We start from the raw sequence: 26,954 nt of genomic DNA, 5'->3' as shown, positions 1-26,954 counted from the left end.
CGGGCGCTTGATCTCGGCCCGTCGCGGCCGACGGTGAGGGGGATGAGCACGAGATCACGGCGGATCATCGGCCTCGTGGCCCTGGCCGCGACGCTGGCCCTCGGCACGGCGTGCGAGCCGGCCCCCGGCGGTCCGCCGTCGTACGGATCCTCGAACAGCGGTGGGTGGTACAAGCCCGGCGTCCCCTACACGGGCGTCCACCCCGACCCCACCGTCGCGTCCATGGGCGACCTGCTGTTCACCTACAGCACCAACCACGGGAGCTCGAACCTCCCCGTGGGCTGGTCGGGCGACGGCCTCACCTGGACCCCCCGGACCCAGTACGAGGGGGCGCTCGGGATGCGGGACGGCTACGGCTACTACAACGACGGCTTCCCCGACATGCCCTGGACCCCCAGCGGCGTGCAGAAGGAGCCGTGGGCGCCGTCGGTGGCCCACATCCGGGGCCGGTGGGTGGCCTTCATCTCGGTCCGCATCGCCAACCCGGGCAGCTACACGCCCTACGGCCGCTTCGCCATCTACGTGGCCACCGCGGACAACCCCATGGGCCCCTTCCGGGCCGCGTCGAGCTCGCCGATCGTGTCGACGTCGACCTCGACGGACCCCGGCGGCGCCATCGACCCCGACGTGATCGTCGACGAGGCGACGGGCCGGGCGTTCCTGATCTGGAAGACCGAGGGGAACCTGCGGGGCAACTACCCGGCGGTCTGGGGCCGGGAGCTCTCGGCCACCGGCACGTCCTTCGCCGGCGGGGCCGCCCGCCGGCTCATCACCGTCAGCCAGGGCTGGGAGGGGCGGGTCGTCGAGAACCCGTCGATGACCAAGGTCAACGGGCGCTACGTCCTCCTCTACTCCGGCAACGAGTACAGCTCGAGCAGCTACGCCACCGGCTACGCCCTGTGCTCGGGCCCGCTGGGGCCGTGCACCAAGTCCGGGTCGAACCCGATCCTCCGCTCCGCCGCCGGCGCCTACGGCCCCGGCGGGGCCGACGGGATCGTCGACGCCCGGGGCCGGTTCACCGCCGTCTACCACGCCTGGACGGGGACCAGCGGAGGGCGCGGCACCGGCTACCGCCGCCAGCACGTGATGGAGCTGTCCCCGGACCCGGCCTCGGGCGTGCGGGTGGTGAGGCGCTACCTCGACAACGGCGCCGGGCCGGACAACCTGTGGTCGCACCGCAGCACCGGCGCCTACACCTCGACCTCGCCGCGGGTCTCGGGCAGCTACATCCCCGCCACCGGTGACTTCACCGGCGACGGCTACGACGACATCGTCTTCTACGGGCCGTGGGACCGGCCCGACTCCCTCTGGAGGGGCACCGCCACCGCCGGCCGGTTCTCCCCGACCACCTTCGACCAGAGGGGCACCTTCGTGCCCCTCGCCGGGGACTTCAACGCCGACGGTCGCGGTGACATCTACTGGTACCAGCCCGGCCCCGACCCCAAGGTCGCCGACCCGAACCAGTCGGGCACCAACCACGAGCCCAACGCCCGGCGGGACCAGGTGTGGCTCGGCGCCGGTGGCGGTGGGTGGGTGAAGCGCGACCTCTCCATGCCGTGGACGGCTTCGCCCTCGGTCGGCGACTTCGACGGGAACGGGACCAGCGACATCCTCTGGGTCCAGCCGGGCCACGCCCCCGACACCATCTGGTCGTTCGGGACCGACGGCATCCCCCGCTCGCGGGCCGTCTCCATCTTCGGCAGCTACCGACCGGTGGTGGGCGACTTCGACGGCGACGGCGTCGACGACATCTTCTGGTACGGCCCCGGCGCAGCCGCCGACTCGATCTGGTGGTTCGAGCGGGACGGCTCGATCACCAAGACGGCCAGTAGGGTCACCGGTGCCCAGTACCGGCCCTTCGCCGGCGACTTCGACGGCAACGGCCGCGACGACATCGTCTGGTACACCCCCGGTCCGGGGCAGGACTCCCGCTGGAAGGACCTGGGCCGGGACGGAACCAAGTCCGCCGTGGGCCAGACGATCAACGGCATCTACACCCCGGTCGTGGGCGACTACGACGGCAACCAGGTCGACGACATCTACTGGTACTCGTAGCTCTCGTCAGAGACGCTCGCTTCGCTCGGTCTCTTCCTCGAACTGACGGGCCCTCGCTCCGCTCGGGGCTGAAGGTCCTCCCGGAGCGGGACGCCTCGTCCCTCGGCGACACCGCTCCTCTGCGGGGGGCGACCCCCCGCACCCCCCTGCGGCTGCGCCGGGCCTCCCGTCCTCGTCTGGCTCCCGGCTGGTCTGCCGGAGGTTCTCTGCTCGCCTCGTCTCTCGGCCGGGCCTCTCCGGGGGTTTGGGCTTGTACGGTCGGCGGATGGCTGATGGTGCGGAGTCCGACCTGGTCGTGGCGGTGACGGGGCCGACGGGGACGTTCGGGCACGGGGTGGTGCCGCTGCTCGAGCGGGACCCGCGGGTCGGACGGATCGTCGGCATCGCCCGCCGCCCCTTCGACCCGGCCGCCCTGGGCTGGTCGAAGATGGAGTACCGCCAGGGCGACGTGCGCGACGAGGAGGCCCTGGCCGAGGTCTTCGCCGGGGCCGACGTGGTCGTCCACCTCGCCTTCTTGATCACCGGCACGGCGTCGCGCGAGGTCACCCGCGACATCAACATCGGCGGCACCCTCAACGCCTTCCGGGCCGCGGCCGCCGCCGGGGTCCGCCGCTTCGTCTACGCCTCGTCGGTGGCCGCCTACGGGTTCCACTCCGACAACCCGGTGGGCATGACCGAGGACTGGCCCACCCGCCCGGCCCACCGCCTCTTCTACGCCCAGGAGAAGGCCGAGCTCGAGGGCCTCCTGGAGGCGGCCTCGGCCGCCGCCCCCGACCTCGGCCTCTACCTCCTGCGCCCGCCGATCGTGCTCGGCCCCCACGCCATGGGCGCCAAGGACATCCTCCCCGGCCCGCTCGAGCACCTCGGTCGCAGCATCGCCGGCGCCGTCGACCGGCTGCCGTTCCCCCTGCCGGTGCTCGCCCCCGACGTCCCCGTCCAGCTGATCCACGAGGACGACGTCGGCCAGGCCCTGCTCCTCTGCGCCGTCGGGGCCGGCCCGCCCGGCGCCTACAACATCGCCGCCGACGACACCCTGACCGGCGCCGAGATCGCCGGGGAGCTGGGCCTGGCCCCCCTCCCGATCCCGGCCAAGATCGTCCACGCCGCCGCCCGCAGCCTCGCCGCCCTGCCCACCCCACCGCTCGTCCCGCCCCTCGTCGAGTGGGTCGAGGCCATGAGCCACCCCTCGGTGATGGACACCACCAAGGCCAAGGACGTCCTCGGGTGGATGCCGCGGTGGTCGAGCCGGGGCGCCATCCGGTCCACCCTCGGACGGCCGGCCGACGGCGGGGGGCCGGAGCCCGACGACGCGTGACGCCGTCCTGGGACCCGCCCACCGACGACGAGCTGGCCGCCCTCGACGCCCTCGGGGCCAAGGGCCGGTGGGAGCTCCAGGGCCGCACCCTGGCGCTCACCAACCTCGACAAGGTGCTGTTCCCGCCGGGCGCCGACGGGGCGCCGGTGACCAAGCGGGACCTCATCCGGTACCACGCCGTCATCGCCCCGCACATGCTCCCGTACCTCGCCGGTCGGGCGGTGAACTCGAACCGCTTCCCCCAGGGCGTCGACAAGCCCGGGTTCTGGCACAAGGCCGTCCCCAGCCACGCCCCGGAGTGGATGGCGACGTGGGACTACCCCCGCGCCCGGGACGGCGAGACCCGCACCTACTTCGTCGTCGACAGCCCGCCGGCCCTGGCGTGGCTGGCCAACTACGGCTCGGTCGAGCTCAACCCGTGGAACTCGCGGACGGCGTCGTCGCAGGAGCCGGCGTGGGCCTACATCGACCTCGACCCGGGGACGGACACCACGTGGGAGGACCTGGTCCAGCTGGCCGTGCTCCACCGCGCCGCCCTGGAGCAGCTCGACGTGCGGGCCGCGGCCAAGGTCACCGGCAAGCGGGGCATCCAGATCTGGATCCCGGTGGCACCCGGGTACTCGTTCGACGACACCCGCGACTGGGTCGAGGCCCTGTCGCGCGCCGTCGGCCGGGTGGTGCCCGACCTCGTCAGCTGGGCGTGGGCCAAGCGCGAGCGGGGCGGCCGGGCGCGGCTCGACTTCACCCAGAACGCCGTCAACAAGACGCTGGTGGCGCCGTTCTCGGCCCGCCCCGCGCCCGGGGCGCCCGTCTCCGTGCCGATCACCTGGGACGAGCTCGACGACCCCGACCTGGCCCCGGACCGGTGGACCATCCGCACCGCCCTCGCCCACGTCGAGGCCGTCGGCGACCCGCTGCGGGAGCTGATCGACGCCCCCCAGGAGCTCCCCGAGCTGGGCTGATCGGCTGGGCTCAGCCGGTCACGGCGGGGGCGGCGATGACGGCGGCGGCCAGGGTGGTCGCCGCCGCCGTGACCACCATCGTCGCCGACCAGAACCCGACCGGCAGCCACAGCACCTCGGCCAGCGTCGCCTGGTCGGACCCGTCGCCCCGCCGGGTCCGGGGCGCGGCCGACGCCGCCGCCCGGACGCCGCCGACCGCCCACAGGGCGGCGACCCCGACGGCGATGGCCTTGGCGACGGTGTCGCCGCTCGTCGCCCCGAGCGCGGCCCCGCCGCCCAGGGCGATGGTGAGCACCGCGCCCCAGGCGCTGCGGATCCACACGGCCAGCACGACCAGGGAGGCGACGGCGAGGACGCCCAAGGACACGACCTCGTGGTCGGTGCGGACGCCGACGGCGAGGAGCACGGCTCCGAGCCCGGGCGCCGGGTAGCCCCACCAGGCCACGAAGCCCCGGGGGATGCGGCGGTGCACGGAGGTCCCGCTCCACTCGGTGACGCCCGAGGTGTCGAGCTCGACCCGGATCCGCCGCACCCGGGCCTCGGCGACGATGGCGGCGAGGGCGTGGCCGACCTCGTGGCCGAGCGTCACCCACCCGCGGCTGATCCGCCAGGCCGGGGTCACGACCAGGCCGACCGCCACCACGGCGGCGACGACCGCACCCCAGCTCACCCCCGGATGATGCCCCACCCGTCTCGTCGAGCGGCGTCGACCGTTCTGAGCCAGAGGTGGGCCACAGCTGGCCGATCCCTGGCTCAGAACCCGGGACGCGATCAGGCGGGACGGTTCTGAGCCAGAGGTGGGCCACGGGTGGCCGATCCCTGGCTCAGAACGGTGTCGGCGGCGGTCCCCAGATCGGTGAACACTCGTGTTCATGGATCGGCTACGGTGCTCGCCCGTGACCCGGAGAGCTGCTGCCGTCGCCGCCGTGCTGGCCCTGCTGGTCGGCTGCTCGGGGGGAGACGACGGCGCCGCCGACGACGACACCGGGGCGACGACGACCACGAGCCCGGCCCCGACCGCATCCGCCCCCGCGGGTCCCGAGGTGTTCCCGGGGAGCGTCGAGGACTTCTACGTGGTGCCCGACCCGCTGCCGGCGGGCGAGCCGGGCGACCTCATCCGGATCCAGGACGTGGGTGAGACCGACGGGCGGGCCACCGTGCGGGTCATGTACCACTCGACCGACGCCCAGGGCCGCGACCGGGCCGTCACCGGCGTCATCACCCACCCGACCGGCGACGCCCCCGAGGGTGGGTGGCCCGTGCTCTCGACCGCCCACGGCACCACCGGCGTGGCCGAGCAGTGCGCCCTCAGCCGCACGACCGACGAGGCCCCGGGCTGGGGCGTCGAGGGCGTCTGGGCCATGACCGACTACGTGGGCCAGGGCCCGGTGGGCGAGATCCACCCCTACCTGTCGAAGCCCAGCGAGGGCCACGCCGTCATCGACATCGTGCGGGCGGCCGGCCGGCTCCCCGACGCCCACGCCGGCGACCGCTGGGTCGCCGTCGGACACTCGCAGGGCGGCCACGGCGCCCTGAGTGCCCACGAGCTCTCGGTCGAGCGGGCCCCCGAGCTCGACCTCGTCGGCACCGTCGCCCTGGCTCCGGCGGCGATGCTCGACCGGGTCTACGGCGGCATCGACCCGATCGTCACCGCCGTCCTCACCATGATGGGCCTCGTCGGCGGGGCGACCGAGCACCCCGAGCTCGACCCGGCCGAGTACCTCACCCCCGAGGCCCTCGCCGCCGCCGAGGTGTTCGAGACCGGCTGCCTCGACGAGATCACCGAGGCCCTCGTCCCCGTCGCCCTCGGCGGGGCCTTCGTGGCCGACCCCCGCCAGACCGAGCCGGCCCGCAGCGTGCTGCTGGCCAACGACGTGGGCGAGGTCGCCGTCGACGGCGTCCCCGTCTACCTGGCCTCGGGCACCGTCGACGACCGGGTGGTCATCGACCGGGTGCGCGACCTGTTCGCCCGGTTGTGCGCCGCCGGGCAGGTCACCGAGCTGACCGTCGTCGACGGCGCCGACCACGGATCCATCCTCCCGGCGACGGCCGACGCGGTGACGGCGTGGATCGAGGCCCGCCTGGCCGGCGACGAGGCCACCGACAGCTGCACCGACCCAGGAGACGAGTGATGGCCGAGCGACCGCTGACCGGACGACGGGTGCTGATCACCGGGGCGGCCCGGGGCATCGGCGCCGCCCTGGCCGAACGGCTCCACGAGCGCGGCGCGCGCGTCGCCCTCGCCGGTCTGGAGCCGGACGGGCTGGCCGCCGTCGCCGGCCGCTGCGGCGGTGCGCCCTGGACCGCGTGCGACGTCACCGTCGAGGACGACGTCGACGCCGCCGTGGCCGCCGCCGTCGACGCCCTCGGCGGGCTCGACGTGGTGGTGGCCAACGCCGGCGTCGCCGCCCAGCTCCCCCTGATCGGCGGGGACCCGGAGATCATGCGGCGGACGCTGGAGGTCAACGTGGTGGGCGCCTACCTGACCCTGCGGGCGGCCGGCCCCCACATCAGCCACCCGTCGGGCTACGCCGTGGCGGTGGCGTCGCTCGCCGCCGCCGTCCAGCCGCCCCTCCTCGGCGCCTACGGCGCGTCGAAGGCCGCCGTCGAGGCACTGGGCAACACCCTGCGGGCCGAGCTGCGCCCGACCGGCGCCCGGGTCGGCGTCGCCTACTTCGCCGAGCTCGACACCGACATGACCAGCCGGGGCTTCGGCACCGAGGCGGCCCGGACCCTGATGGGCCAGGGCCCGGCGGCCCGGGCCACCGGCGTGGCGCCGCTCGAGCTCGGGGTCCGGGCCCTGGAGCGGGGCATCGCCCGGCGCCGCCGCCGCATCGTCGCTCCGGCGTGGGTCGGCGCCGTCCTGCCCGTCCGCATGGCCGCCCAGGTCGTCGTCGAGCGGGCGACCCAGCGCGGGTTGGTCGAGGCCCTGGCCATCGCCCGCACCGAGCGGGTCGACCTGACCACCCCCCAGCCCGAGCGGGCCGACCGGTGACCGATGCGGCCCCGCGGATCACCCCCGGCGGCCGGGGCGACGTCGGCGTGCTCACGTGGGCCCTCAGCCACGCCGCCGGCCGGGCCCAGGGCACCGGCCCGCCCCACCTCTTCCTCACCTTGGGCAGGCACCGCCGGCTCCTCCGGGGCTGGCTCCGGTTCGCGAGCCGGCTCATGCCGTTCGGGACGCTGCCGCGCCGGGAGACCGAGCTCGTCATCCTCCGCGTCGCCCACCTGACCGGGTGCACCTACGAGTGGGAGCACCACCGCCACCTCGGCCGGCGCGCCGGCGTGACCGAGGCCGACCTGGCCCGGGTCGAGGCCGGGCCCTCCGCCCCCGGGCTGTCCGAGCGCGAGCGGGCGCTGCTCGCCGCCGTCGACTCCCTCCACCGCGACGGCGACATCGACGACGCCGGCTGGGCCGACCTCCGCCGCCACCTCGACGAGCGGGCGGCCATCGAGCTCGTCCTGCTCGCCGGCCACTACGAGATGCTGGCGACGTTCCTGCGCACGCTGCGCGTCGCCCCCGACGAGCGCCGGCCCCGGCGACGACGGCGTGGCTGAGGTGGCGCGGCTGCCGCGGGGCCGGCACTCCCTCACGCGCGAGGAGGTGGCGGCGGCCCAGCGGGCCCGCCTGATGCTGGCCCTGACCGAGGTGGTGGGGGAGAAGGGCTACGCCGCCACCTCGGTGGCCGACGTCATCGGCCGGGCGGGCGTGTCCCGCCAGACGTTCTACGAGCAGTTCGCTTCGAAGCTCGACTGCTTCCTCGCCGCCTTCGACACCGCCGGGGAGATCCTCCTGGCCGAGGTGGTCCCGGTGCTCGGCGACGGCGGCGACGCCCCGTTGGCCCGGTTCGACCGGCTGCTCACCCGCTACCTCGAGGTCCTCGCCGCCTCGGCCGGCCCCGCCCGCGTGCTCCTGGTCGAGTGCCACGCCGCCGGCCCCGAGGCGATCCGTCGCCGGGCTGCGCTGCAGGAGCGGATCACGGCCGTGCTGGCCGACGTGCTCGGCGTCGGCGACGAGCGCGGCCGCTTCGCCTGCACCGTCCTCGTCGCCGCCGTCGGCTCGCTGGTGACCGAGCCCCTCGTCAGCGGTGACACCGCCGCCCTCGCTGCCCTCCGTCAGCCGATCCTCGACCTCGTCGCCGCCGCCCTCGCCTGCCGCTGAGAACCGTTCCCGCTACCGTTGCCCGCCGTGGAGGACGCCCCGTCGAGCCACCGGGCCGCGGCCGACCTGCTCCGGGCGCTGGCCAACGCCCACCGCATCGCCATCGTGCTCGAGCTGGCGCAGGGGGAGCGCTTCGTGCACGAGCTGGTCGAGGCCCTCGGCGTCCCCCAGCCCCTCGTGTCGCAGCACCTGCGGATCCTCAAGGACGTGGACCTGGTGGTGAGCCACCGCCGCGGCCGCGAGGTCGCCTACGGGCTGACCGACCGCCACGTCGCCCACATCGTCGGTGACGCCGTCACCCACGCCGCCGAGCGGGAGGGGTAGCGGTCGTCGCCGTCGTGTGGGCGACGATGGCGGCGGCGATGGTGGCCGGGTCCTGCAGCGGGCCGAAGTGCCCCAGGCGGGGGTGGCGCTCGAGGGTGGCGTGGGGGAGGGCGGCGGCCAGGTTCGGGCCCATGTCGGCGACCATCCCCGGGTCCGCCCCGCCGCACGCAACGACGGTCGGCACGGCGACGTCGGCGACGACGGCGAGGTGGATGCCACCGGTCGAGGCGAACGTCCGGGCCTCGTGCTCGGCCCGGCACCGCAGCCGCACGCTCCCGTCGGGGAGGTCGGCGAAGCCGGCCTCGACGTAGGCGGCCAGCGAGGCGGCCTGGAGCACGGCGAGCGGCGGTCGGGAGGCGTAGCGCCACAGGGCCTCGGCGCGCGAGGCGAAGACCTCTCGCCGGCGGCGGGCGGCGTCGGCCATCGGGTTCGACAGGGCGGCGCTCCCGTCGGCGGCGTCCCCCGGCCCGGCGTCCCCGCCGGCACCGGCCGGGAGCGGCGCGGTGGGCACGATGGGCTCGTAGAGGTAGGCCGAGGCGAAGGTCCCGGGCGCCCGCTGCTCGGCCAGCAGGGCGGCGGCCCCGCCCATCGAGTGGCCGACCACGTGCAGCGGCCCGTCGGCCACGCCGGCCACAGCCCGAGCGGCGGCGGCGACGTCGTCGGCCATGCCGCCCCAGTCGAAGTCGCCGTCATCGGGTGGCGTGGACTCGCCGTGGCCGCGGGCGTCGAGGGCGAACACCCGGTGGTGCGGGGCGAGGGCGGCGGCGAGGGGCCGGTAGGCGCCGCCGCAGAACCCGGTGGCGTGGCAGACCAGGAGGGCGGGCCCCTCGCCGCCGAGGTCGTGGACGACGATCGAGGTGCCGCGGGATGAGGGGACGCGCATGGTGGCCGGGCCCCCTCAGACCGGGTCGGGGGTGAGGGCCTCGGGGCGGACGGCGTCGGGGTCCGCCGCCTGGTTGTGGGTGCGCAGCGGGAGCTCCCGCATGGCGACGGCGAGGCCGAGGGCCAGGACGAGCAGCGGCACGGCGTAGAGGAACGTCCCCGTCAGGGCGTCGGCGAAGTCGCTGATGTAGGCCGCCCGCGGGCCCGGGCGGAGGGCCTGGACCGCTTCGGGGCGCAGCGACTCGTCCTCACCGATGGCTGCCGCCAGCCGGGAGTTGAACAGGGCGCCGAAGAGGGCGACGCCGATCGACCCCCCGATGGAGCGGAAGAAGTTGACCGAGGCGGTGGCGACGCCGAGGTCCGACACCGGCACCGCGTTCTGGGTGGCCAGGACGATCAGCTGCATGGTGAAGCCGAGGCCGATGCCGCACACGACCATGTAGATGCCCGACTCCCAGCGGGACGAGTCGGGACCGAGGGTCGACAGCAGGAACATCCCGACCGCGGTGATCGCGCACCCGGCGATGGGGAACCGGCGGTACCGACCGGTGCGGGTGACGGATCGGCCGGCCACGATCGAGCTCGCCAGCAGCCCCATCATCAGCGGCGCCAGCAGCAGCCCCGAGTCGGTGGCCGAGGCGCCGTTCACGGTCTGGAGGAAGAGGGGGAGGAAGCTGATGACGCCGAACATGGCCATGCCGATCATCAGCCCGATGCCGCTCGACAGGTCGAAGGTGCGGTTGCGGAAGAGCCGGAGCGGGAGGATCGGCTCGTCGGCGCGCCGCTCGATGGCGACGAAGACCGCGGTCAGGGCGGCGGCACCGATGATCATGGCGACGATGGTTGGCGAGCCCCACTCGTACTCGTTGCCGCCCCACGTGGTGACCAGCACGATCAGGGTGATGGCGGCCGACAGCACGACCGCACCGGCGTAGTCGATGCGCACCCGCTCCCGACGGGGCGAGGCCGGCAGCACGATCCAGGCGGCGACGAAGGCCACCAGCCCGAGCGGGATGTTGATGGTGAAGACCCAGCGCCACGACAGGTTGTCGGTGAAGAACCCGCCGAGGAGCGGGCCGGCCACGCTCGACGCCCCGAAGAAGGCGCCGAAGATGCCCTGGTAGCGACCCCGCTCCCGGGGGCTCACCACGTCGGCGATGATCGCCTGGCCGAGCACGATCAGGCCGCCGCCGCCGACGCCCTGGACGGCCCGGTAGGCGATGAGCGTGGGCATGGAGGTGGCCAGGCCGCACAGGACGCTGCCGGCCACGAAGATGCCGATGGCGACCAGGAACAGGGTCTTGCGCCCGAACAGGTCGCCGAGCTTGCCGTAGAGGGGCGTCGACACCGTGGTCGCCAGCAGGTAGCTGGTGACCACCCAGGCCAGGTGGTCGAGGCCGCCGAGGTCGCCCACGATGGTGGGGAGGGCGGTGGCGACGATCGTCTGGTCGAGCGCGGCCAGGACCATGCCCAGCATCAGGGCCGAGAAGATCACCAGCACCCGCTTGTGGGTGTAGCCGGCCGCGTTGACGGCGGGGTTGCTGACGGTGGTGCTCACGGCGTGCTCCTGGCGGGGGTGGGGAGGCCGGCAGCGACGGTGGCGAAGGCCTCGTCGACGAGGTCGGCCATGGACTCGAGTCGTCCGACGTCGATGGCGTTCTGGACCGCGACCCGCAGGGCGGTGAGGGCGACGGTGGCGACGAGGCGGGGGTAGGCGTCGGCGACCGGGTCGAGGCCGATCCGGCGGGCCACGACCTCGGTGAGCTCGTCCTCGAGGGCGGTGAAGCCGGCGACGTACGCGCTCTGGAGCTGCGGGTGCTCCCGGGCCAGGCGGGCCCGGGCCCGCCACGAGACGGCGCCGGTCGGGTCGTCGCTGCGCATCGCCTCCCGGAGGGCGGTCAGCGGGGGCTCCTCCGCAGGACGGGCGGCCAGCCGCTCGACGACCGCGGCCCGCCCGTCGGGGTCGAGGCCGATGATGGCCTCCTCCTTGGTGGCGAAGTAGTTGAACACGGTCCGGGGGGAGACGTCGGCGGCCTCGGCGATGGCGTCGACGGTGACCCGGGCCGGTCCGTCGGCGAGGGCCAGGCGCAGGGCGGCGGCGCTGATGGCCCGCCGGGTCTCGGCCTTCTTGCGCTCGCGGAGCCCCGTCGACATCCGGCCATCCTGGTGAGAACGTGCCGAGCCTGCAACTTTGCAGAACCGGCAAGGGGCGGCAGGGGCCCTCCGACCCCCGCCGGCCCCCCCGTCGGTTGGGCCGGATCCGTCGGAGGGCGATTCGCCAGCGATTCGCTCTCCGACGGGTCGTTCGCATCGGCGCTGGTCAGCGTCTCGCGGCGTTGGCCGAGATCATCATGACCAGGACCTTTACGCCACGGCGGGTCCCGGCGACGATGGCGCCGTGGCCACCGATCCCCACCTCGTCCTGCTCGTCGTGCCCGAGGGCCTCAACCTCCTGGACCTGGCCGGCCCGGCCGAGGCGTTCCGGTCCGCCACCCTCCTGGGCGCCGACCCCGGGTACCGGCTCGTGACCGCGACCGCCGACGGGGAGGCCGTCCGGTCCGAGTGCGGGATCTGGGTGGGCGCCGACGCCAGCCTGGCCGAGCTGGCGCACCGGGGCGTCGCCGTCGACACCCTCGTGGTGGTCGGCGGTCTCGGGACCCGCGCCGCCGCCCGCGACACCACGTTCGTCGCCGACCTGGGCGCCGTCGGCCGGCGGGCCGGGCGCGTCACCTCGGTCTGCACCGGCGCCGAGGTCCTGGCCGCCACCGGCCTGCTCGACGACCACCAGGCCACGACGCACTGGGCGTCGTGCGACCGGCTCGCCGCCGACCACCCCGCCATCGACGTCGTGGCCGACCGCATCTACGTCCGCGACCGCGACCGGTGGACCTCGGCCGGGGTGACCTCCGCCCTCGACCTGGCGCTCGCCCTCGTCGAGCACGACCACGGCGCCGAGCTGGCCCACGCCGTCGCCGGCTGGCTCGTGGTGTTCGTCCGCCGCCCCGGCGGCCAGACCCAGTTCAGCGCCCAGCTGTCGTCGGCCCCGGCCCGCACGCCGGCCATCCGCGAGCTCCAGCGCTGGCTCCCCGACCACCTCGACGAGGACCTCTCGGTCGCCGCCCTCGCATCCCGCTGCGCCATGAGCGTGCGCACCTTCGGGCGGGCCTTCCGGGCCGAGACCGGGACCTCGCCGGCGGCCGCCGTGGAGGCGCTCCGCGTCGAGGCCGCCCGCCGGCTCCTCGAGACCTCGGACCTCACCGTGGGGGCCGTCGCCCGCCGGGTCGGGCTCCGCTCACCGGAGGTGCTCCACCGCGCCTTCCGCCGGCGGGTCGGGACCACCCCCGCCGCCTACCGCGCCCACTTCAACCGGCTCTCCGCCTAGGAGGATCCGTGCAGGTCGCCATCGCCCCCGGGGGCCACCGCCCTCGACTGGGTCGGGCCCGTCGTCGACGACAACGGCCTGATGACCGTGCCGGTCGAGGCCACCTTCGCCGACGTCCCGGCGCCCGACGTGGTGGTGGTGCCCGGCGGCTTCGTCACCGGCGCCCTCGCCGCCCGCGACCACCCGGTCCTGGCCGGTGCCCGGGCCAAGGCCCCCGCCGGGATCCGGGACCTGGTCGTGGCCGTCACCGCCGAGCGGGGCGCGCCGGCAGCGCCCCCGGCCGATCCGTAGCCTGGGCGGCATGTGCCGCAACATCACCGAGCTCCGCGGGCTCGAGCCGCCCGCCACCGAGGAGGAGGTCGAGGCCGCCGCCCGCCAGTACGTGCGCAAGGTCTCGGGCATCCGCCACCCCAACGCCAAGGTGGAGGAGGCCTTCGAGGCCGCCGTGGTGGAGATCGCCGAGGCCACGTCGCGGCTCCTGGCCCAGTGCCCGCCGCGTCGCCAGCCGCCGATGAAGGAGCCCCCGCTCCGCGTGATCGCCGCCCGCAAGGCCGCCGCCGGCTGATCCCGTCGGTACCGTCGGGCGGGTGAGCGACGACGCAGACCAGGACCGCCCCACGGAGTACCGCCAGCACCGCTTCCGCCGCCCGCCCGGGGCGACGGAGATCTTCCTCGTGCGCCACGGCGAGTCGGCCGCCGTCGTCCCCGGCGTCGAGATCCCCCAGGTCGACGGGCACGACGACCCGGCCCTCGCCCCCGACGGGCTCTGGCAGGCCGAGCAGGTCGGCCACCGGCTGGCCGACCAGCAGATCGACGCCATCTACGTCACGACCCTGCGCCGCACCCACCAGACGGCGGCCCCCCTCGCCGAGAAGACCGGCCTGACCCCGATCGTCGAGCCCGACCTCCGCGAGGTCCACCTCGGGGACTGGGAGGGCGGGGCCTTCCGGAGGAACGTGGCCGAGGGCCACCCCGTCGCCCTCCAGATGTTCGAGACCCAGCGCTGGGACGCCATCCCCGGCGCCGAGCCGTCCGAGGCCTTCGGCGCCCGGCTGCGCGCCGGGATCGGGCGCATCGTCGCCGCCCACCCCGACCAGCGCGTGGTGGTCGTGGTCCACGGCGGAGTCATCGGCGAGCTGGTCCGCCAGGCCGTCGACGGCCAGCGGGGCTTCGCCTTCGTGGGGGCCGACAACGGGTCGATCACCCACCTCGTCGTCGACGGCGACCGCTGGATCGTGCGTCGCTTCAACGACACCGCCCACCTCGGGGGCTTCGACCTCGACCCCGAGCCCGAGCTCCCGGAGTCCTGACCATGCGCTTCAGCCACTGGATCTCCACCGCCCACCCGACCGACGAGGTGCTCACCCGCGGCCGCCACGCCGAGGCGACGGGGTGGGACGGGCTCTGGGTCGCCGACCACTTCATGGCCAACCAGGACGGCCCCAGCGACGAGCCCATGCACGAGTGCTTCTCGCTGCTGGCCGCCCTCGCCGCCACGGTCCCGCGGGTCCGGCTCGGGTCGCTGGTCGCCGGCAACACCTACCGGCACCCGGCGGTGCTGGCCAAGCAGGCCACCACCATCGACCACATCTCCGGCGGCCGGATGGTCCTGGGCATCGGCGCCGGGTGGCAGGTGAACGAGCACGAGGCCTACGGCATCCCCCTCGGCACGGTGAAGGAGCGGCTGGCCTGGTTCGAGGAGGCCTGCCAGGTCATCACCGGTCTGCGCGACCAGGCCCGGATCACGGTGGCCGGCGACCGCTACCAGCTCACCGACGCCCCCCTCTCGCCCAAGCCCGTCGGCCCGCTGCCCCTCCTCGTCGGGTCGAGCGGCCAGACGGTCATGGCCCGGATCGTGGCGACACATGCCCAGGAGTGGAACACCTGGAGCACCCCGGAGCAGTGGGTGGAGAAGCGGGCGGGCTACGACCGGGCCCTGGAGGAGGCCGGCCGCGACCCGGCGACCCTCCACCGCTCGACCCAGGCGCTCGTCCTCGTCGGCCCCGACGGGGCGGCCAAGGCCGAGGAGCTGCGCGCCGTCCGGCCCGCCATCGGCGGCACCGCCGAGCAGCTGGTCGACACCATCGGACGGTGGGCCGAGGCCGGGCTCGACGAGCTGATCGTCCCCGACTTCACCCTCGGCCCCCTCGACCGGGCCACCGACGCCCTCGACCTGCTGATCACCGAGGTGGCCCCGGCGTTCCGGTAGCGCTCAGCCGAGCAGCTCGACCCCGTCGCCCGCGCTGATGGGGCCGGGCTCGACGACGGTGGCGTAGACCCCGACGTCCTGGCCCAGGTCCCGCACGACGTGGCGCAGGATGGTGCGGTCCTGGGGCACGTCGTCGTCGATGCGGCGGGTCACCATCACGCACCGCGGGCACCCGCCCTCGATGGCCACGACCGCCCCGCCGATCCGCACCCGTCGGCCGATCCAGCCCCGCTCGGGGTGCCCGTCGGCATCCCCGGTGTCCACGACGAGGCTGGGCCGGAACCGGCGCACGTCGATGGTGCTGTCGGGCAGGGCGAGCTCCAGCGCCCGGAACGCCGAGGTGCTCATCAGCATCAGCGGGTGGACGTCGTAGTAGGTGCCTGGGGGCGACTCGAACTCGATGATCTCGGACGGGAACTGCGAGAGGTCGGGGAGGGGCTCGTCGTCCTCCCGCCCGAAGATGGACCGCAGCTCGACCATGACGTCGTCGTGGTAGGCCTCGCCCCGCCGGTAGTGGTCGAGGTCCTCGGCCGGGCGCAGGGCCTCCAGCACCACCTCGTGGTCGATGGCGGCCGACACCCGGTCGTGGACTTCGGGGTCGTCGGTCGTCACCGTCGACCCGTCGGGCAAGGTGATGGCCACGGCGCCGCCGGTGGACCCGGGGCCGGCCACGTAGCGGGCCGAGAGCTGCATCAGCCCGCCCAGCACCTTGCCGCCCCGGATGCCCCCCCGGACCTGGTCGCGGGCGGCCCAGGTCCGGTCGCCGACGAGGCCGGTGGGGCCGAGGTCGACGCGGTCGACCGTCGTCCCGACCATGGACTTCACCGGGTACTGCCAGATCTCGGCGACGCGCACGGCCGGCTCGCTACGAGGCGAAGTGGTCGCGCACGTTGGCGACCGACCGGGCGACGTTCGCCTTGTGGCGGCCGGGGTACCCGCCCAGACGGAGCAGGAACGGCGCCTTCGCCGTCGTCTGGTCGTAGGTCTCGGTCAGCTTGGTCAGGCCGTCGGCGGTGGGCTCCAGCTCCCAGCGCCACCGGTGGCCGCTGAAGTGGGCCCAGGCGATCTTGGTGCCGTGGGTGAACTCCTTGACCTGCGAGGTCACCCGGTAGGGGGCGCCGAGCTTCATCTTCATCCCGAAGCGGTCACCCTCGCCCAGGACCTCGGGCCCGATGGTCGTGCCCTTCACGGTGGCGTCACCGCTGATCACCGGGTGGTTGGCGGGACGGCGGATGAAGTCGAACACCTCGGCGGGCGGGGCGGCGACGACGGTGGTGGCGGACACCGTGTCGCGGTCCTGCTCCACCGAGACGCCCTCGGGGACGTCGGGATCGGTCACGCCCGCACACTACGTCTCCGATGCCGGGGGGAGGGGGGCGAACAGGTCGACGGCGCCGCCGTCGGGGTCGAGCAGGGTGGCGTAGCGCATGCCCCAGGGCGCGTCCCAGGGGTCGAGGTGGCTGGGGTGGCCGGCGGCGACCAGGGCGGCGTGGGTGGCGTCGACCTCGGCCGGGTCGGCGCAGGCGAACGCCAGGGCGGCCCGGTGCCCGCCGGAGGGCGGCGACCAGTCGGGGTCGAAGGATCGGATGGTCTCCTCGGTGTCCCACGCCAGGTGGAGCCCGCCGGGGAGGGCGACCTGGACGTGGGGCTCGGCGTCGGCCTCGGGCGGGACGTCGAGGCCGAGGCGGCGGTAGAAGGCGAGGGAGGCGGCCATGTCGGCCACGACGAGCTCGACGACGGCGATCTGGGGGGCCATGGGCGCCACCCTCGCGCCGCGCCGCCCTGGGTGTCTTGGACGGATCGGACGCCCGCGACGCCTCGCCCCGGAGGTGACGCGCCACGCAGGGCTCAGGCGGCCCGGCCCACGCCCAGCCCCCCGAGGCTGGTCCCGGCCAGGGCGCGGACGTCGCGGGCGAGGTGGGACTGGTCGGCGTAGCCGTGGACGGCCGCCACCTCGGCCAGGGGCGCACCCCGGCGGGCGTGGGCCAGGGCCCGCTGCAGCCGCAGGATCCGGGCCAGCAGCTTGGGGCCGTAGCCGAAGGCGTCGAGGGACCGTCGGTGGAGCTGGCGGGCGCTCAGCCCGACCGCGTCGGCGACGGCGCCGACGGCCTCGTCGCCGGCCAGGCGGCGGACCACCTCGGCCAGGACCGGGTCGACCTGCGGCGTCGCCCGTCCGTGCCGGGCGACGACGCGCTCGAGGGCCCGGGCCGGACCGGCGGCGGCGGCCACCTCGTCCTCCAGGGGGCGCACGGCGCGGTCGCCCCACACGTCGGCCAGCAGGACGCGCTGGTCCCGGGCGGCGTGGGCCGGCAGGGCGAGGACGCCCGGGGCCGAGCCGGGGGCGAAGCGGACCCCTGCGACCACCGCGCCCGCGGGCGAGGCGCTCAGGAAGGCGGTCGTGTCGGGCCCGGCGACGACCAGCCGGCCGCCCATCCACAGCAGGTCCATGCAGCCGTCGGGCAGGACCCGGCCCGGCGTCCCGTCGGACGTCACCGTCCAGGTCACCGCCCCGGGGATGGTCGAGCGCCGCTCGCGGTACACGCCGCCCAGCCTGGCGCGGCCGACGGCCGACCGCGCCGTCCTCAGGGGGGAGATCCCCGCCGGGCCTGCTTGGGACGGGCCGCCGGGTGCTGCCACCATGGGCCCGATGTCCCGGCGGGTGATCAGGTTGCTCGTCGCCGCCCTGGCCGTGCTCGCGACGCTCGTCGCGACGGGGATCGGACCCGCCGGGGCCCAGGAGCCGCCGCCCCCCGGTCCGACCGACACCGTCGCGCCCGTCCCTCCGCCCCGCGCGTCGATCGTGGTCGACGTCGAGACCGGCGAGGTCATCACCGAGGCCAACGCCCGCGAGGCCCTGCCCCCGGCCAGCACGACGAAGATCCTCACCGCCCTGCTCGCCCGCCAGCACCTGGACTTCGAGGGGGAGATCGGCATCTCGGGGACGGCCGCGCTCGCCCCGCCGCGGCGCATCGGCATGCAGCAGGGGTCGTCCTGGGGGGTGCGGGACCTGGCCTACGCCATGATGCTGTGCTCCTGCAACGACGCCGCCTGGGCGCTCGGGCAGGCCGCCGGCGGAGGGTCGATGGCGGGGTACGCGGCCCGGTCCCAGGCCCTCGCCGAGTCGTTGGGGCTGGCCGACGCGCCCCTGCTCCGGGACCCCGCCGGCCTCGACGACGACCGCTCGGTCGACGGCGGCAACCTCCTCAGCGCCCGCGACCTGGCCATCGCCGGGCGCGCCTACCTGGCCGACCCCGAGCTGGCCGAGATCGCCACCGCCCCCGGCCACGAGTGGGTCGGCGGCGACGGCGAGCCCCACACCGTCCGCAACCTCAACGCCTTCCTCGACGCCTACCCCGGGGCCATCGGGCTCAAGACCGGCTTCACCAGCCGGGCCGGCATGACCTTCGTCGGGGCGGCCGAGCGCGACGGACGGACCCTCCTCGTCGTCGTCCTCGGGTCCGAGGCGCACTACGCCCACGCCCGCGAGCTGCTCGACGCCGGGTTCATGCTGGCCGAGGTGGAGGCCACGACCGGTGACACGCTGCCGCCCGTGCCCGGCGCCGGTCCCGCCCCCACCACGACGACCACGTCGACGACCACCACGTCGACCGCCCCCGAGCCGGCCTCGAGCGACTCGGACCCCGCCACCGGCCCCGCCACCCCGGCCGCCGACGAGGAGACGGCGGCCGCCCCCGTGCGCTCGACCTCGTCCGACGCCGGTCTGCCGGCCGAGGTCCTGTGGCTCGTGGTCGGCGGCGTCGGGGTCCTGGTGGTCGTGGTCGTCGCCCTCTTCGCCCGGGAGCGGGCCATGGCCGACACGATCGACCGCCGGCCGGCCAAGCCCCGCCGCCGCGACCGCCGTCGGGGCGGGTCCTAGGGTGGCGGCCGTGGACCCCGTCGCCGACGCCCCCCTCGACCTCGACGCCGTCACCGCCGACCTGGTCGCCGTCGAGGCCGCCCTCGAGCGCCTCGACGCCGGCACCTACGGCCGCTGCCTGGCCTGCGACGCCCCCATCGACGACGACGTCCTCGCCGCCGCCCCCACCCAGCCCACCTGCGCCGCCCACCTCCCCGTCTGAGCGCGCTCCTGCGTCAGCCGCAGGAGGGCGGGGTCAGAGCTGGTCGGGCCGGGTGATGGCGGTGGTGGCCGGGTCGAGCAGGAGGTGCCGGGGGCCGGCCTCCCAGCCCGCCCCGGTGCGGTGCAGCCAGCGGCCCTCGAGGTTGGCGATCCGGGTGCGATCGCCCACCAGGTCCCGCTCGACCGCGTAGATCAGCCCGCTGTGGGTGACGACCACCCCGGTCGTCGCCCCCTCCGCCTCCAGCGAGGCGGCCAGGCGCCCGATCCCCTCCCAGGCCCGCGCCGCCAGGTGGTCGTCGGGCTCCCACCCGGGCGGGGGGAGGAGGCCGTCGCCCTCGGTGCCGGGGGCCCGGACCGGGTCGTCGGGGAGCAGACCCGGGTGGCGCTGGTGGATCTCGACCCGGGTCAGGCCCGAGAAGGCGCCCGCGTCGCGCTCGCGGAACCGGGGGTCGACGGTGACGGGCCCGCACGCCCGAGCCTCGGCCAGCAGCTCGGCGGTGACCCGGGCCCGGTCGAGGTCGGACGCCCACAGCTGGTCGACCGGGTCGGGCAGGCCGGCGGCGGCGGCCACGGCCTGCTCCCGGCCCCGCTCGGTCAGGGGTGGGTCGGCCTGGCCCTGCCACCGCCCGTCGGCGTTCCAGGTGGACTCGCCGTGACGGACGAGCAGGACGCGGACGGCGGGCACGGCGGGCCAACCTACCGACCGGCCGCGCCCCGTCGGCACCCGAGCGGGTGGCCGTCTCGGCCCCTCCGGCGCACCGGACGGGGCCCGCCGGAGGGGGCGCCAGTAGGATCACGCCCCGCCATGCCTGTCCTCCGGCTCTTCGCCGCCGCCCGCGAGGCAGCCGGAACCGCCTCTGTCGAGGTGCCCGGTGTGACCGTCGACGAGGTCCTGGCCGCGGCGCGGGCCCGGTTCGGTCCCGAGCTGGGCGCCGTGATCGACGCCAGCAAGGTGTGGCGCAACGGCGAACCGGCCGTGGGGAGCGACCCGGTGGGGGACCGGGACGAGGTCGCGGTGCTGCCCCCTGTGTCGGGTGGCAGCGGGCCCGGCGAGCCCGACGGGCGCCGCGCCCGGCGGACCTTCGCGCCGGCCGAGCCCCCGCCCTCGACGGGGCGCCCGCCCGCTCCGAGGCGCTCGCCCCGGGCCGAGGCGGCGGTGCGCCGGGCCGAGGACCGCCGCCCCGGGACCGCCGCTCGTCGGACGCCTGCGCCCGACGGCCGGCGTGGCGCCCCCGGCGCCCGTCGGGCACCGGTCCGCGGCGCCGACCCCGACCGGGGGGCCGGCGGGCCGCGCCTCCGCCCCGGGCCCGCAGCGGCGCGGATCCCCGACCGGGGGGCCGGCGGGCCGCGCCTCCGCCCCGGGCCCGCAGCGACGCGGACCCCCGACCGTTGGGCCGGGCCGCGCCTCCGCCCCGCGAGGCCGACCCGGCGCCCGCCCGGGAGCAGTCGGCGCCGGCCCCGCGGCTGGTGCCGCAGGCCCTGACCCGCACCACGACCCCGACCGGCACCCCGCTCGCCCCCGACGCCGATGGCCCCGGCCCCGACGGGACCCCGGCCACGGTCCTCACCCGCATGCGGTCGGTCGGGGTCCCCGTCACCGGCAGCATCACAATCCGGGGCAAGGAGCGGAAGGTCAGCGGCGGGCGCGAGCGGCGGACGCTCCTCGGCCGCCGCTACGCGGTCGTCTACGACACCGACGGGCCCCGGGTCACGCTGGGGGTGCTGTGGTTCATCGCCATCATGGGCGCCGTCGCCCTGGGCTGGTGGGTCCTCACCTTCGTCTTCGCCATCGCCGCCGGCTGGGCCGCCCTGGAGGCCGCCGAGCGCTGGCGCGAGCGCGGCGTCGCCGCGGACCCGTGGATCGCCGCCCTCGGCGCGGCCGTGGTGGCCGGCGCCGGCGCCGCCGGGGCCCGGGCCCTGGGGGGCGCCATCGTGGCCGTGGTGGTCGTGGCGGTCGCCCGGGTGGCCCTGGGCGGAGCAGACCGCGACCGCGTCCTCTCGGCGGCCGGGTCGACCATCGGGTGCGCCGTCCCCTTCGGGCTGGCGGCGGCGGCGGTGATCCTCACCTACGACCTCGAGATCGGCGCCGTCGTGGCCCTGCTCCTGTTCGCCTCCGCCTACGAGGCCGGCGACTACCTGATCGGCTCGGGCTCGTCGAACAGCGTCGAGGGCCCGCTGACGGGGATCGTGACGATCGGCGTGGTCGCCCTGGTGATCGCCCTGCTCGCCGTCCCGCCGTTCGACGGCGTGCCCGCCTACACCTTCGCCGCCTTCGCCGCGGTGGCGTGCCCGCTCGGGCAGCTGGCGGCGTCGGCGATCCTCCCCGCCAGCGACGCCCACGCCCCGTCGGTCCGCCGCCTCGACTCCTACCTGCTCCTGGCGCCGGTCTGGGTCTGGGCGGTCGGCGTGTTCATGGCGAGCCGCTGACGCGGCACGGGCTGCTCGCGTCGGGCAATGCCGCGCTCGCTGTGGTTTCGGTCTCCCGGGCGGGAGCCGTAGCCTGGCGGGCATGACCGAGCTCGAGGAGAGGTGGCGCGACCTCGGGGAGTTCATCCGCGAGCAGCGCCACATCGGGCACCTGTCGCTCCGCAAGCTGTCGGAGATGGCGGGCGTGTCCAACCCCTACCTGAGCCAGATCGAGCGCGGGCTGCGCAAGCCGTCGGCCGAGATCCTCCAGCAGATCGCCCGGGCTCTCGAGATCAGCTCCGAGACGCTCTACATCCGGGCCGGGATCCTCGAGGAGCGCCCCGACGGCGTCGACCTGGTCGCCGAGATCCGCCGCGACCCGTGGATCGGCGAGGAGCAGAAGCGCACCCTCATCCAGATCTACGAGTCGTTCCGGGCCGCGTCCGCCCCGCCCGCCCCGACCGAGCCGGCCGCCGCCGCGGAGGCCGACCCCGACCCCGACGGCGAGCCCGGCCCGCCCGACGGCGACGTCGACGCCGCGTGACACCCGCGCCGAGCCCGGAATCGGGCCGTCCCGCTCGACGTTGAGGACCCCGTGGCTCGGATCGCCCTCCTCAGCCTGCACACGTCACCACTGGCCCAACCCGGGAGCGGTGACAGCGGCGGCATGAACGTCTACGTGCGGGAGATGGCCGCGGGCCTGGCCCACGCCGGCCACCGCTGCGACGTCTACGTCCGCACCGACGCCGAGGGCCTGCCGGCCGAGGTGGCCGTCGAACCCGGCGTCACCGTCCACCACGTGCCCGCCGGGGCGGTGGACATGCCCAAGGAGGAGCTGCCGGCGGTCGTCGACGAGTGGGCGGCCGCCGTCGCCGCCGCCATCGTGGCCCGGGGCGGGGTCGACGTGCTCCACGCCAACTACTGGCTCTCGGGGGTGGCCGGCCACCGCATCAAGCACCTCCTGGACGTGCCGCTGGTGTCGACCTTCCACACCCTCGCCCGGGTGAAGACGGCGGCCGGCGACCCCGAGCCCGAGAGCCGGGCCCAGGCCGAGCTGGCCGTGATGGCCTGCTCCGACGCCGTGCTGGCGTCCTGCGACGCCGAGGCCCGACAGCTGGTGGACCTCTACGGCGTGCCCCGGTCCCGGATCGCGGTCGTCCCCCCGGGCGTGGAGCACGCCCTGTTCTCGCCGGGGCCGCGGGCCGCGGCCCGGCAGGCCGCCGGGCTCGACGTCGGCGAGGCGCCGGTGGCGCTGTTCGTGGGCCGCTTCCAGCGGCTGAAGGGCCTCGACGTGGCCGTGCAGGCGCTCGACCTGCTGTGGGCGCGTAACACCGTCCTCGTCGCCTGCGGCGGGCCGAGCGGGGTCGACGGGGCCGCCACCCTCGCCGGGGTCGAGGCCTTCGTCGCCGACCGGGGCCTCGGCGACCGGGTCCGGTTCCTCGCCCCCCGCCCGCACCACCAGCTGTCCTCGCTGTACCGGGCGGCCGACGTCGTCGTCGTGCCCAGCCGCTCGGAGTCCTACGGCCTGGTGGCCCTCGAGGCCGCCGCCTGCGGGCGGCCGGTGGTGGCCGCCGACGTCGGCGGGCTCTCGACCCTCGTGGACCACCGTCGCACCGGCCTCCTCGTCGGGTCCCGGGGGCCGGTCGCCTGGGCCGAGGCCATCGACTCGCTGCTGTGCCTCCCCGAGCGCGCCACCCGCATGGGGCGGGCCGCCGCCGAGCTGGCCGCCGGGTCCAGCTGGTCGACCGCGGCCCGGGCCCTCGCCGGCGTCTACGCCGACGTCACCGCCCGCGGCCCCTTGGACTGCGCCGCGTAGGTCTTCTCGGTCACTCGCCTCGCTCCCATCGCAGCGGGGCCGCCGTACGCTCCGGGCATGACTGCGCCTGCATCGCGTGAGGAGCTGGACCGGCTGGCGGAGCGGATCGCCGGCTGGCTCGACGAGCTCCAGGTGGAGAACCCGCTCATCGAGGCGGTCGACACCGACGAGACGGGCGAGCGCCGCTGGTTCGTGCGGCTGGAGGGCGAGGAGCGCGACCACACCACGGTCTGGCTCCACCTCCGGCAGCGGACGCTCCACCACGAGTCCTACGTGCTGCCGGCGCCGGTGGACGACCCGGCCCGCTTCTACGAGCACCTGCTGCGGCGCAACACCCGCCTGCGGGGCGTGGCCTTCGCCGTCGGCGAGGAGGACGCCGCCTACCTGGTCGGCGAGATCCCCCACGACGGCATGGGGCGCGACGACATCGATCGCATCCTCGCCCTGCACCACGAGGCGGTCGAGCGCTGCTTCCGGCCCGCCCTCCGGATCGGGTTCGCCTCGCTGCTCGGAGCCGGCTGACCGGAACCGGGAGCGCCGCACGGCATGGCATCGAAGTGCATGGAATGCCATGAGGGTGGGTATGGGTGCGGCGGCCCCCGCACGAGGGAGGGCCGTGGAGCGTTCGGGGAAGTGCGCACGCGGCCTCCCTCCGGGGGGCGCCGACGGGGTCGGGTCACCCCTCGGGCGGGTGTCGCCGGCCGGCGCGGCCGTGCCACCATCACGCCCCCGGGGCCTGGGTGGGCCCCGCCGATGGAGGAGAACCCATGAACGTGCCCCGTGTCGGGACACGGGTGCTGGCCGCCGCCTGCGCCCTCAGCCTGCTCGTGACCGCCTGCGGCGACGACGGCGACGACGACGCCGCGGAGGAGACCACCGAGACGACCGCGGCCGCCGACGGGTCGACCACGGCTGCGGCCGACGAGCCGGAGGAGTCGACCACCACGTCCGACCCCGTGTCCGGCGACGGCTCGGGCGACGGCACCGAGGGCGACCCCGAGGCGGTGGCCCTGGCCGAGCGGATCAACCTGACCATCGACGACTTCGCCGAGGGCTGGACCGAGCAGCCGGCCGAGGACGACGACGGCGGGGCCAACATCGACGACTGCTTCGTCGAGACCGCCATCGAGTCGGTCACCGTGGGCGAGGCCGAGACCGGCACCTTCTCGGTCGACGTCGACGCGACGAGCGGCCAGGTGATCAGCATGCAGACGGTCGTGGTCGACTCGGCCGAGACGGCCTCGGCCCTCCTCGACGAGGTCGCCGGCGACGCCTTCGGCCCCTGCGTCGAGGACGTGATGACGGAGAGCTTCGGCGACGGCGCCACCGCCACGGTGGGCTTCCAGGCCGACGACCCGTCCCTCACCGAGGAGTCCGTCGGCCTCGTCGGCAGCGTGAGCGTGCCCGGCGACGACGGGGCGACCGTCGACGGCCTGGTCGACCTGCACGTGTTCCGCACCGGTGAGGTCATCAGCTTCACCGCCACGCTCGACATCGGCGACACCGCCTTCGAGGAGACGCTGACCGAGCTCTACACGGTCATCGCCGACCGCCACGCCACCGAGGTCGGCTGACCCCGGTTCGCACGCGAGGGCCGGCGGTGGCAGCCTCCGGGGCATGGCACGGTTGCTGGTGATCGGCGGGGGGCGCATGGGCGAGGCCCTCGTCGCGGGGCTGGTCGCCTCGGGCTGGGCCCGCCCCGAGGACCTCACCGTCGTCGAGGCGGTGGCGGCCCGCGCCGACGAGCTGGCCGCCGCCCACCCCGGCCTCGACGTCTCGACCACGGCGGTCGACGGGGTCGACACCGTGGTGGCCGTGAAGCCCGGTGACGCCGTCGACGCCCTCGACGGTGTCGCCCCCCGGCGGGTCCTGTCGATCGCCGCCGGCGTCACGACCGCGGCCCTGGAGGCCGGGCTGCCCGAGGGCACCCCGGTCGTCCGGGCCATGCCCAACACCCCCGCCCTGGTCGGGGCGGGGGCGGCGGCCGTCGCCGGCGGGACCCACGCCACCGACGACGACCTCACCTGGGCCGAGGAGGTGCTGGGCGCCGTGGGCACCGTCGTCCGGGTCCCCGAGGCCCAGCTCGACGCCGTCACCGGCCTGTCGGGCTCGGGCCCCGCCTACGTGTTCCTGGTGGCCGAGGCCCTGATCGACGCCGGCGTCCTGGTGGGCCTGCCCCGGCCGGCCAGCCGGGAGCTGGCGGTCCAGACCCTCCTCGGCGCCGCCCGCCTGCTGGCCGAGACGGGGGAGGGCCCCGAGGCGCTCCGCGCCCAGGTCACCTCGCCGGGCGGGACGACGGCGGCCGGGCTGCGGGCGCTGGAGTCCGGCGGCGTGCGGGCCGCGGTGATCGACGCCGTGGTCGCCGCCACCGAGCGCAGCCGGGAGCTGGGAGCATGACCGAGCCGACCGGCGGCACGAGCGAGCGCAGCGAGCGAGCAGGGGGCACGGACGGGCTGCGCTTCGACACCATCTCGTTCCTCTCCGACTACGGCCGGACCGACGAGTTCGTCGGCGTCGTCCACTCCGTCATCCGCACCCTCGCCCCCGGCGTCGTCGTGATCGACGTGACCCACGACGTCCCCGCCCACGACGTGCGCGCCGGCGGGCTGACCCTGGCCCGCAGCGCCCAGTACCTGGCCCCGGGCGTCGTCCTCGCCGTGGTCGACCCCGGCGTCGGCACCGACCGGCGCGCCATCGCCGTGGAGGTGGGCGGGGGCGAGTCGATCCTCGTCGGACCCGACAACGGGCTGCTGGCGTCGGCCGTCGCCATGGTCGGGGGGGCCACCCGGGCCGTCGAGCTCACCAACCCCGAGCACCGGCTCGAGGCCCCGGGCCCGACCTTCGACGGTCGGGACGTCTTCGCCCCGGCGGCCGCGGCGCTGTGCCGGGGCGTCCCCCTCGACGACCTGGGCCCCGACATCGACGCCCTGACCCTCCGCCCCGGCATGTTGCCGCTGCCCCAGATCGAGGACGACGGCATCGGCGCCGAGGTCCTCTGGATCGACCGCTTCGGCAACGTCCAGCTCAACCTCGGGCCCGACGACCTGGCCCCGCTGGGCGTCGAGGGCGACCGGGTCTCGATCCGCATCGACGGGGCCGAGCGCACCGCCCGCCGGGTCCGGGCCTACGCCGACCTGGTGCCCGGCGAGCTGGGCCTGGCCGTCGACTCCTACGGGCTCCTGGCCCTGGTGCTCGACCAGCGCTCGGCGGCCGAGGAGCTCGGCGTGGCGCCGAGCGCCGCCGTCACCGTGTCGTCGCTCGGCGACGACGGCGCCCCCCAGGGCACGTCCCGTCCCGTCACCCTGAGGAGCAAGCCCTGATGCGCCCCGGCACCACGATCGTCCTCGCCCTCCTGCTCGTCAT

The 26,954-nt window shown here is 75.8% G+C and carries 32 protein-coding genes; 23 read left to right on the top strand and 9 right to left on the bottom strand.

The window, feature by feature from the left end:
* The first annotated feature begins 42 nt into the window (after window positions 1–42).
* From HC251_RS22265 to HC251_RS22255, 3 genes are all read left to right on the top strand, one after another.
* Window positions 43–2,055 (top strand): family 43 glycosylhydrolase, encoded by a 2,013-nt coding sequence (locus tag HC251_RS22265; protein ID WP_219942819.1) that lies wholly within the window; start codon window positions 43–45, stop codon window positions 2,053–2,055.
* Between the two features lie 265 nt (window positions 2,056–2,320).
* Window positions 2,321–3,370 carry an NAD-dependent epimerase/dehydratase family protein gene (locus HC251_RS22260; RefSeq protein ID WP_219942818.1) on the top strand — a complete coding sequence of 350 codons (1,050 nt, stop codon included), beginning with the start codon at window positions 2,321–2,323 and terminating at the stop codon, window positions 3,368–3,370.
* On the top strand, window positions 3,367–4,332 hold the full coding sequence (locus tag HC251_RS22255; RefSeq protein ID WP_219942817.1) for a DNA polymerase domain-containing protein: 966 nt from the start codon (window positions 3,367–3,369) through the stop codon (window positions 4,330–4,332). The genes HC251_RS22260 and HC251_RS22255 overlap by 4 nt, the downstream gene beginning before the upstream one ends.
* A 10-nt stretch (window positions 4,333–4,342) precedes the next feature.
* Here the strand turns inward: HC251_RS22255 and HC251_RS22250 are convergent, their stop codons facing one another.
* Window positions 4,343–5,002: a M50 family metallopeptidase gene (locus tag HC251_RS22250; protein ID WP_219942816.1), complete on the bottom strand. Its 660-nt coding sequence runs from the start codon at window positions 5,000–5,002 to the stop codon at window positions 4,343–4,345.
* 226 nt (window positions 5,003–5,228) lie between these two features.
* On the opposite strand from HC251_RS22250, the gene HC251_RS22245 reads away from it, so the two are divergent.
* The 5 genes from HC251_RS22245 to HC251_RS22225 are packed head-to-tail and all read left to right on the top strand — an operon-like array spanning window position 5,229 to window position 8,818.
* Entirely contained in the window at window positions 5,229–6,464 is a 1,236-nt protein-coding gene (locus HC251_RS22245) for a lipase family protein (RefSeq protein WP_219942815.1), read from the top strand.
* Window positions 6,464–7,327, top strand: a complete 864-nt coding sequence (locus tag HC251_RS26105) for an SDR family NAD(P)-dependent oxidoreductase (protein ID WP_219942814.1) — start codon at window positions 6,464–6,466, stop codon at window positions 7,325–7,327. The genes HC251_RS22245 and HC251_RS26105 overlap by 1 nt, the downstream gene beginning before the upstream one ends.
* A complete protein-coding gene (locus tag HC251_RS22235; RefSeq protein WP_219942813.1) occupies window positions 7,324–7,890 on the top strand; it encodes a carboxymuconolactone decarboxylase family protein in 567 nt (188 codons plus the stop codon). The genes HC251_RS26105 and HC251_RS22235 overlap by 4 nt, the downstream gene beginning before the upstream one ends.
* On the top strand, window positions 7,883–8,494 hold the full coding sequence (locus HC251_RS22230) for a TetR/AcrR family transcriptional regulator (RefSeq protein ID WP_219942812.1): 612 nt from the start codon (window positions 7,883–7,885) through the stop codon (window positions 8,492–8,494). Before HC251_RS22235 ends, HC251_RS22230 begins: the two co-directional genes overlap by 8 nt.
* Window positions 8,495–8,521: 27 nt before the next feature.
* Entirely contained in the window at window positions 8,522–8,818 is a 297-nt protein-coding gene (locus HC251_RS22225; protein WP_219942811.1) for a metalloregulator ArsR/SmtB family transcription factor, read from the top strand.
* Here HC251_RS22225 and HC251_RS22220 read toward each other — a convergent pair.
* Genes HC251_RS22220 through HC251_RS22210 form a run of 3 tightly spaced genes read right to left on the bottom strand, consistent with a single transcriptional unit; the run spans window position 8,790 to window position 11,854 of the window.
* Window positions 8,790–9,701, bottom strand: a complete 912-nt coding sequence (locus tag HC251_RS22220) for an alpha/beta fold hydrolase (protein ID WP_219942810.1) — start codon at window positions 9,699–9,701, stop codon at window positions 8,790–8,792. The two genes, HC251_RS22225 and HC251_RS22220, sit on opposite strands and share 29 nt — an antisense overlap.
* Window positions 9,702–9,716: 15 nt before the next feature.
* Window positions 9,717–11,258, bottom strand: coding sequence for an MDR family MFS transporter (locus HC251_RS22215; protein WP_219942809.1), 1,542 nt, complete (start codon window positions 11,256–11,258; stop codon window positions 9,717–9,719).
* Complete coding sequence (locus tag HC251_RS22210; RefSeq protein ID WP_219942808.1) at window positions 11,255–11,854, bottom strand: TetR family transcriptional regulator; 600 nt, start codon at window positions 11,852–11,854, stop codon at window positions 11,255–11,257. Before HC251_RS22210 ends, HC251_RS22215 begins: the two co-directional genes overlap by 4 nt.
* Window positions 11,855–12,098: 244 nt before the next feature.
* Here HC251_RS22210 and HC251_RS22205 point away from each other — a divergent pair, with 244 nt between their 5' ends.
* The 5 genes from HC251_RS22205 to HC251_RS22185 all read left to right on the top strand — a co-directional run bounded on the left by HC251_RS22205 (window position 12,099) and on the right by HC251_RS22185 (window position 15,291).
* The gene (locus tag HC251_RS22205; protein WP_219942807.1) at window positions 12,099–13,082 is read left to right on the top strand and encodes a GlxA family transcriptional regulator; all 984 of its coding nucleotides are present in this window, start codon (window positions 12,099–12,101) and stop codon (window positions 13,080–13,082) included.
* A gap of 81 nt (window positions 13,083–13,163) precedes the next feature.
* Entirely contained in the window at window positions 13,164–13,373 is a 210-nt protein-coding gene (locus HC251_RS22200; RefSeq protein ID WP_219942806.1) for a hypothetical protein, read from the top strand.
* A 10-nt stretch (window positions 13,374–13,383) separates the two neighbouring features.
* Window positions 13,384–13,647 carry a DUF2277 domain-containing protein gene (locus HC251_RS22195; RefSeq protein ID WP_219942805.1) on the top strand — a complete coding sequence of 88 codons (264 nt, stop codon included), beginning with the start codon at window positions 13,384–13,386 and terminating at the stop codon, window positions 13,645–13,647.
* Between the two features lie 22 nt (window positions 13,648–13,669).
* The gene (locus HC251_RS22190) at window positions 13,670–14,392 is read left to right on the top strand and encodes a histidine phosphatase family protein (RefSeq protein WP_219942804.1); all 723 of its coding nucleotides are present in this window, start codon (window positions 13,670–13,672) and stop codon (window positions 14,390–14,392) included.
* A 2-nt stretch (window positions 14,393–14,394) separates the two neighbouring features.
* Window positions 14,395–15,291, top strand: a complete 897-nt coding sequence (locus HC251_RS22185; RefSeq protein WP_219942803.1) for an LLM class flavin-dependent oxidoreductase — start codon at window positions 14,395–14,397, stop codon at window positions 15,289–15,291.
* 3 nt (window positions 15,292–15,294) lie between these two features.
* Here HC251_RS22185 and HC251_RS22180 read toward each other — a convergent pair whose 3' ends face one another.
* The 4 genes from HC251_RS22180 to HC251_RS22165 form a co-directional block, all read right to left on the bottom strand.
* Window positions 15,295–16,146 carry an MOSC domain-containing protein gene (locus tag HC251_RS22180; protein ID WP_219942802.1) on the bottom strand — a complete coding sequence of 284 codons (852 nt, stop codon included), beginning with the start codon at window positions 16,144–16,146 and terminating at the stop codon, window positions 15,295–15,297.
* A gap of 10 nt (window positions 16,147–16,156) precedes the next feature.
* Window positions 16,157–16,630: an SRPBCC family protein gene (locus HC251_RS22175; RefSeq protein WP_219942801.1), complete on the bottom strand. Its 474-nt coding sequence runs from the start codon at window positions 16,628–16,630 to the stop codon at window positions 16,157–16,159.
* Between the two features lie 9 nt (window positions 16,631–16,639).
* Window positions 16,640–17,047 carry a VOC family protein gene (locus tag HC251_RS22170; RefSeq protein ID WP_219942800.1) on the bottom strand — a complete coding sequence of 136 codons (408 nt, stop codon included), beginning with the start codon at window positions 17,045–17,047 and terminating at the stop codon, window positions 16,640–16,642.
* A gap of 92 nt (window positions 17,048–17,139) precedes the next feature.
* Window positions 17,140–17,832 carry a helix-turn-helix domain-containing protein gene (locus tag HC251_RS22165; RefSeq protein ID WP_219942799.1) on the bottom strand — a complete coding sequence of 231 codons (693 nt, stop codon included), beginning with the start codon at window positions 17,830–17,832 and terminating at the stop codon, window positions 17,140–17,142.
* Between the two features lie 106 nt (window positions 17,833–17,938).
* Here HC251_RS22165 and HC251_RS22160 point away from each other — a divergent pair, with 106 nt between their 5' ends.
* Together HC251_RS22160 and HC251_RS22155 are read left to right on the top strand one after the other, a co-directional pair.
* Window positions 17,939–19,168, top strand: a complete 1,230-nt coding sequence (locus HC251_RS22160) for a D-alanyl-D-alanine carboxypeptidase family protein (protein WP_219942798.1) — start codon at window positions 17,939–17,941, stop codon at window positions 19,166–19,168.
* 10 nt (window positions 19,169–19,178) lie between these two features.
* Window positions 19,179–19,370: a hypothetical protein gene (locus tag HC251_RS22155; RefSeq protein WP_219942796.1), complete on the top strand. Its 192-nt coding sequence runs from the start codon at window positions 19,179–19,181 to the stop codon at window positions 19,368–19,370.
* A gap of 33 nt (window positions 19,371–19,403) precedes the next feature.
* Here the strand turns inward: HC251_RS22155 and HC251_RS22150 are convergent, their stop codons facing one another.
* Window positions 19,404–20,054: a histidine phosphatase family protein gene (locus tag HC251_RS22150; protein ID WP_219942794.1), complete on the bottom strand. Its 651-nt coding sequence runs from the start codon at window positions 20,052–20,054 to the stop codon at window positions 19,404–19,406.
* 120 nt (window positions 20,055–20,174) lie between these two features.
* Here HC251_RS22150 and HC251_RS22145 point away from each other — a divergent pair, with 120 nt between their 5' ends.
* The 8 genes from HC251_RS22145 to HC251_RS22110 all read left to right on the top strand — a co-directional run bounded on the left by HC251_RS22145 (window position 20,175) and on the right by HC251_RS22110 (window position 26,911).
* Window positions 20,175–20,852: a MoaD/ThiS family protein gene (locus tag HC251_RS22145; protein ID WP_219942793.1), complete on the top strand. Its 678-nt coding sequence runs from the start codon at window positions 20,175–20,177 to the stop codon at window positions 20,850–20,852.
* Window positions 20,837–21,796, top strand: a complete 960-nt coding sequence (locus tag HC251_RS22140; RefSeq protein ID WP_219942792.1) for a hypothetical protein — start codon at window positions 20,837–20,839, stop codon at window positions 21,794–21,796. Before HC251_RS22145 ends, HC251_RS22140 begins: the two co-directional genes overlap by 16 nt.
* A gap of 82 nt (window positions 21,797–21,878) precedes the next feature.
* Complete coding sequence (locus HC251_RS22135) at window positions 21,879–22,319, top strand: helix-turn-helix domain-containing protein (protein ID WP_219942791.1); 441 nt, start codon at window positions 21,879–21,881, stop codon at window positions 22,317–22,319.
* Between the two features lie 51 nt (window positions 22,320–22,370).
* A complete protein-coding gene (locus HC251_RS22130; protein WP_219942790.1) occupies window positions 22,371–23,591 on the top strand; it encodes a glycosyltransferase in 1,221 nt (406 codons plus the stop codon).
* Window positions 23,592–23,648: 57 nt separating this feature from the next.
* Window positions 23,649–24,113 (top strand): YbjN domain-containing protein, encoded by a 465-nt coding sequence (locus HC251_RS22125; protein WP_219942789.1) that lies wholly within the window; start codon window positions 23,649–23,651, stop codon window positions 24,111–24,113.
* A gap of 245 nt (window positions 24,114–24,358) precedes the next feature.
* Window positions 24,359–25,165 carry a hypothetical protein gene (locus HC251_RS22120; RefSeq protein WP_219942788.1) on the top strand — a complete coding sequence of 269 codons (807 nt, stop codon included), beginning with the start codon at window positions 24,359–24,361 and terminating at the stop codon, window positions 25,163–25,165.
* Window positions 25,166–25,208: 43 nt separating this feature from the next.
* A complete protein-coding gene (gene proC, locus HC251_RS22115; protein ID WP_219942787.1) occupies window positions 25,209–25,988 on the top strand; it encodes a pyrroline-5-carboxylate reductase in 780 nt (259 codons plus the stop codon).
* Window positions 25,985–26,911 carry an S-adenosyl-l-methionine hydroxide adenosyltransferase family protein gene (locus HC251_RS22110; RefSeq protein ID WP_219942786.1) on the top strand — a complete coding sequence of 309 codons (927 nt, stop codon included), beginning with the start codon at window positions 25,985–25,987 and terminating at the stop codon, window positions 26,909–26,911. The genes proC and HC251_RS22110 overlap by 4 nt, the downstream gene beginning before the upstream one ends.
* Window positions 26,912–26,954 lie beyond the last annotated feature (43 nt).

The organism is Iamia sp. SCSIO 61187 (genome assembly GCF_019443745.1).
Classification (GTDB): Bacteria; Actinomycetota; Acidimicrobiia; order Acidimicrobiales; family Iamiaceae; genus Iamia.
The sequence above is the reverse complement of the archived record's forward strand: the minus strand, read 5'-3'. Positions and strand labels throughout refer to the sequence as shown.

Bases quoted from the DNA above. Each gene is read 5' to 3' on its own strand.
- HC251_RS22265 (WP_219942819.1), top strand. From the start codon at position 43: ATGAGCACGAGATCACGGCGGATCATCGGCCTCGTGGCCCTGGCCGCG.
- HC251_RS22260 (WP_219942818.1), top strand. From the start codon at position 2,321: ATGGCTGATGGTGCGGAGTCCGACCTGGTCGTGGCGGTGACGGGGCCG.
- HC251_RS26105 (WP_219942814.1), top strand. From the start codon at position 6,464: ATGGCCGAGCGACCGCTGACCGGACGACGGGTGCTGATCACCGGGGCG.
- HC251_RS22220 (WP_219942810.1), bottom strand. From the start codon at position 9,701: ATGCGCGTCCCCTCATCCCGCGGCACCTCGATCGTCGTCCACGACCTC.
- HC251_RS22210 (WP_219942808.1), bottom strand. From the start codon at position 11,854: ATGTCGACGGGGCTCCGCGAGCGCAAGAAGGCCGAGACCCGGCGGGCC.
- HC251_RS22200 (WP_219942806.1), top strand. From the start codon at position 13,164: ATGACCGTGCCGGTCGAGGCCACCTTCGCCGACGTCCCGGCGCCCGAC.
- HC251_RS22195 (WP_219942805.1), top strand. From the start codon at position 13,384: ATGTGCCGCAACATCACCGAGCTCCGCGGGCTCGAGCCGCCCGCCACC.
- HC251_RS22185 (WP_219942803.1), top strand. From the start codon at position 14,395: ATGCGCTTCAGCCACTGGATCTCCACCGCCCACCCGACCGACGAGGTG.
- HC251_RS22170 (WP_219942800.1), bottom strand. From the start codon at position 17,047: ATGGCCCCCCAGATCGCCGTCGTCGAGCTCGTCGTGGCCGACATGGCC.
- HC251_RS22160 (WP_219942798.1), top strand. From the start codon at position 17,939: ATGTCCCGGCGGGTGATCAGGTTGCTCGTCGCCGCCCTGGCCGTGCTC.
- HC251_RS22145 (WP_219942793.1), top strand. From the start codon at position 20,175: ATGCCTGTCCTCCGGCTCTTCGCCGCCGCCCGCGAGGCAGCCGGAACC.
- HC251_RS22135 (WP_219942791.1), top strand. From the start codon at position 21,879: ATGACCGAGCTCGAGGAGAGGTGGCGCGACCTCGGGGAGTTCATCCGC.
- HC251_RS22125 (WP_219942789.1), top strand. From the start codon at position 23,649: ATGACTGCGCCTGCATCGCGTGAGGAGCTGGACCGGCTGGCGGAGCGG.
- HC251_RS22120 (WP_219942788.1), top strand. From the start codon at position 24,359: ATGAACGTGCCCCGTGTCGGGACACGGGTGCTGGCCGCCGCCTGCGCC.
- proC (WP_219942787.1), top strand. From the start codon at position 25,209: ATGGCACGGTTGCTGGTGATCGGCGGGGGGCGCATGGGCGAGGCCCTC.
- HC251_RS22110 (WP_219942786.1), top strand. From the start codon at position 25,985: ATGACCGAGCCGACCGGCGGCACGAGCGAGCGCAGCGAGCGAGCAGGG.